Here is a 2,884-nt window from a genome sequence, read left to right as displayed (position 1 = left end):
AGGAACATGTTCTCAACCGGATCGTAGGCCTGGGTGATCATACGTTTCGCGATATGACCCGCGTCCCTGTTATTACAATAAATCAGTTCCGAGTACTGGCGGTTCTCTTCCGAGTGGGTCGAGTGATAGTTGTCGAAACCGACTGAAAAACCGGCAAAATCTGCCTGGTGTTCCTGTGCAACCCGTGCGATCAGCTCTTCAGGCTCAATGCCTTCCTGGCGTGCACGCAGCATGATGGGTGTGCCGTGGGCGTCATCGGCGCAGACGTACCAGCACTCGTGGCCCCGCATCTTCTGAAAGCGCGCCCAGATATCTGTCTGGATATATTCAACCAGGTGGCCGAGGTGAATCGGGCCGTTGGCATAGGGCAGGGCGCTGGTGATGAGAATCTTGCGTGTCATGGTGTTCAGGTCGTGTCCCGGTGCGGGCTAATCAATACGCTATTATTTCACAAGCTACTGAAATACTTAACAGCTAATTGATTGCGAAATGGCAAACAGGGACGAATACCACAGGAAAAACCGAGTCAATTACTTGGGAATTATCCATATGTTGGTGTAGAATCGCTGATCTTTAGCGATTATCATAGCGCGTGTTTTTCTATTTGACTGCGCATTCAGGCAGGAGAAGTTTCGATGTCAGTAACAACAGAACAGGTTGAAGAAGCGATCAAGGGCTATATTGAGCCGCATCTTCAGAAAGATTTGGTCACAGCAAAATCGATCAAGGATATTGCCATCGATGGTGGCAGTGTCAAGGTCACCGTAGAACTCGGTTTCCCTGCTAAGGGTGTCGAGGCTGATATCGCCGCAGCTGTCAAACAGGCTGTCGAGGGTGCCGACGGTGTAGATTCTGCCGATGTTGAAATGACCACCAAGATTGTTGCGCATTCTGTACAGAAAGCACTCAAGCCAATCGACAACGTCAAGAATATTATCGCAGTTGCATCAGGCAAGGGCGGTGTGGGTAAATCGACCACTGCAGTCAACCTTGCGCTTGCGCTCTCTGCCGAAGGTGCACGCGTCGGTATTCTCGACGCTGATATCTATGGTCCGTCACAGCCGCGTATGCTGGGTGTCTCCGGCAAGCCGGATTCAAATGACGGCAAGACGCTTGAGCCGATGAAAAGCTACGATCTGCAGGCGATGTCTATCGGCTTCCTGATCGACGAAGAGACGCCAATGATCTGGCGTGGCCCGATGGTTACACAGGCACTTGAGCAGCTGCTTAATGACACTAACTGGAGTGATCTTGATTATCTCATCATCGACCTGCCGCCGGGCACCGGCGATACCCAGCTGACACTGGCGCAGAAGGTGCCTGTCTCAGGTGCGATTGTGGTGACTACACCGCAGGATATTGCACTGCTTGACGCGCGCAAGGGCTTCAAGATGTTCGAAAAGGTTGAGGTGCCGGTACTCGGTATCGTAGAGAACATGAGCCTGCACATTTGTTCCAAGTGTGGACACGAGGAGCCAATTTTCGGTGAAGGCGGCGGCAAGCGCATGGCTGACGAGTATGGCGTTGATTTTCTCGGTGGCCTGCCACTCGATATGCGTATTCGTGAAGAGACTGATGCAGGCAAGCCAACAGTTGTTGCCGAGCCCGATTCCCGTATCTCCATGATCTATCGTGAAATCGCTCGCAAGTCAGCTGCCAAGCTGGCTCTGCAGGCAAAGAGCTATGCGTCCAAGTTCCCCAATATCGTGATCCAGAACAACTGATCACGACTGGCGCATTGCTTACCGAAAAAGCCCGCTAGCTAGCGGGCTTTTTTACGCCTGTAGATTCGCATGGATGACAGTATGTTTAAGGATGATTGGTTTCTTCTGACACCGGTTGCCGGTGCCGCTCCCGGGCTGCCAACATGAGTCTGGCCAGCTCTTCTGCCTGGTCATCCGGGGTGCCTTCCAATACCGAAACCGGGCGTAGCCCGGAGACTTTTTCGACCAGTTCCTGCTGGCCGCTGTCGGGTGCCAGGCTGACTGGTCCGATGCAGGCAGGTAGCAAAGCTGCCAGGAGCATCGTCAGGGCGTGGGGTGAGTCCGATCCGGTCAGGGGGCCGGCGATAACCAGCGAGTCAAAACGGTCGAAGGGCAATCCTGTCTTCAAGAGCTCTGCCTCATTGATGCTAAGGATACCCGCTTCCACTGCCGGATCGGCGACCAGCCAGCGACCAGCAGTGTAGGCCCCTTTCGCATCGCGTGAGGCTGGTTGGCCCTGCAGGTAGCAGCCGTCAGGATCTGCCCGGCCGACTTGTATTCCTGCTTGTGCAAGAGTCTTGCCCAACCTTCGCGCCAGGTTATGTGTATCGCCCAGGATTAGGGTGAGGGGAATCCGGCCGTTGCCCTGGATCAGACTGCACAGAACTTCGGGGTAGAGGTGTCCCGCAGTGACCGGGCCAAACTGCGGTTGTGCGTTTACCTCGCAGATGGCGGCGTCAGACTCCAGCCAGGATTGCCTGATGTCCGGGATCAGTAGATCGACGCCTGCCAAATCCAGCTTCAGGACGTCCGCCGCCCGGACTGCCAGCTTGAGGTTATCGGGATGCACCTGTTCGAATACTGTGACAGGTGTCCCGCCACTGGAGACATTACCGTTCCGACTCAGACGGACATGACGATCAGCTTCTGGCACTGCATCCAGAGTCAGGCCCTGCTCATCAACCAAGTCAAGTGCATCAGGGGTAAGGTCAAGAGGTTTCAGGGGGGAGTTATGTCCCTGACGACTTGGGTCATTGTTGGCTGACTCGACCAACTCACGCACGCTGTGGGTGCCATCGCCTGTTACTCCAGCCGGAACACGCTCGATGGCCCAGACCGTACGGCCGTTGAGGACCACCAGGCGATAATCGCGTCCTTCAACATGACGTTCGAGCATAATA

2 protein-coding genes and 1 pseudogene are annotated in these 2,884 nt (G+C 54.8%); 1 reads left to right on the top strand and 2 read right to left on the bottom strand.

The features are described 5' to 3' along the window. Nucleotides 1–401 (bottom strand): class I tRNA ligase family protein (locus BOW51_RS09180; protein WP_174564748.1); only part of this gene is annotated, 401 nt, incomplete at its 3' end. 234 nt (nt 402–635) lie between these two features. Here BOW51_RS09180 and apbC point away from each other — a divergent pair. Further along, nucleotides 636–1,724, top strand: coding sequence for an iron-sulfur cluster carrier protein ApbC (gene apbC / locus BOW51_RS09175; protein WP_078477460.1), 1,089 nt, complete (start codon nt 636–638; stop codon nt 1,722–1,724). Nucleotides 1,725–1,809: 85 nt separating this feature from the next. Here apbC and BOW51_RS11240 read toward each other — a convergent pair. Beyond that, a pseudogene (locus BOW51_RS11240) lies at nt 1,810–2,884 on the bottom strand (hypothetical protein); the annotation flags it as partial.

It is taken from the genome of Solemya elarraichensis gill symbiont, from assembly GCF_002021095.1.
Lineage (GTDB): Bacteria > Pseudomonadota > Gammaproteobacteria > Chromatiales > Chromatiaceae.
The sequence above is the reverse complement of the archived record's forward strand: the minus strand, read 5'-3'. Positions and strand labels throughout refer to the sequence as shown.

Excerpts from the sequence above, each read along its gene's own strand:
- apbC (WP_078477460.1), top strand. The coding sequence starts at position 636 with ATGTCAGTAACAACAGAACAGGTTGAAGAAGCGATCAAGGGCTATATT.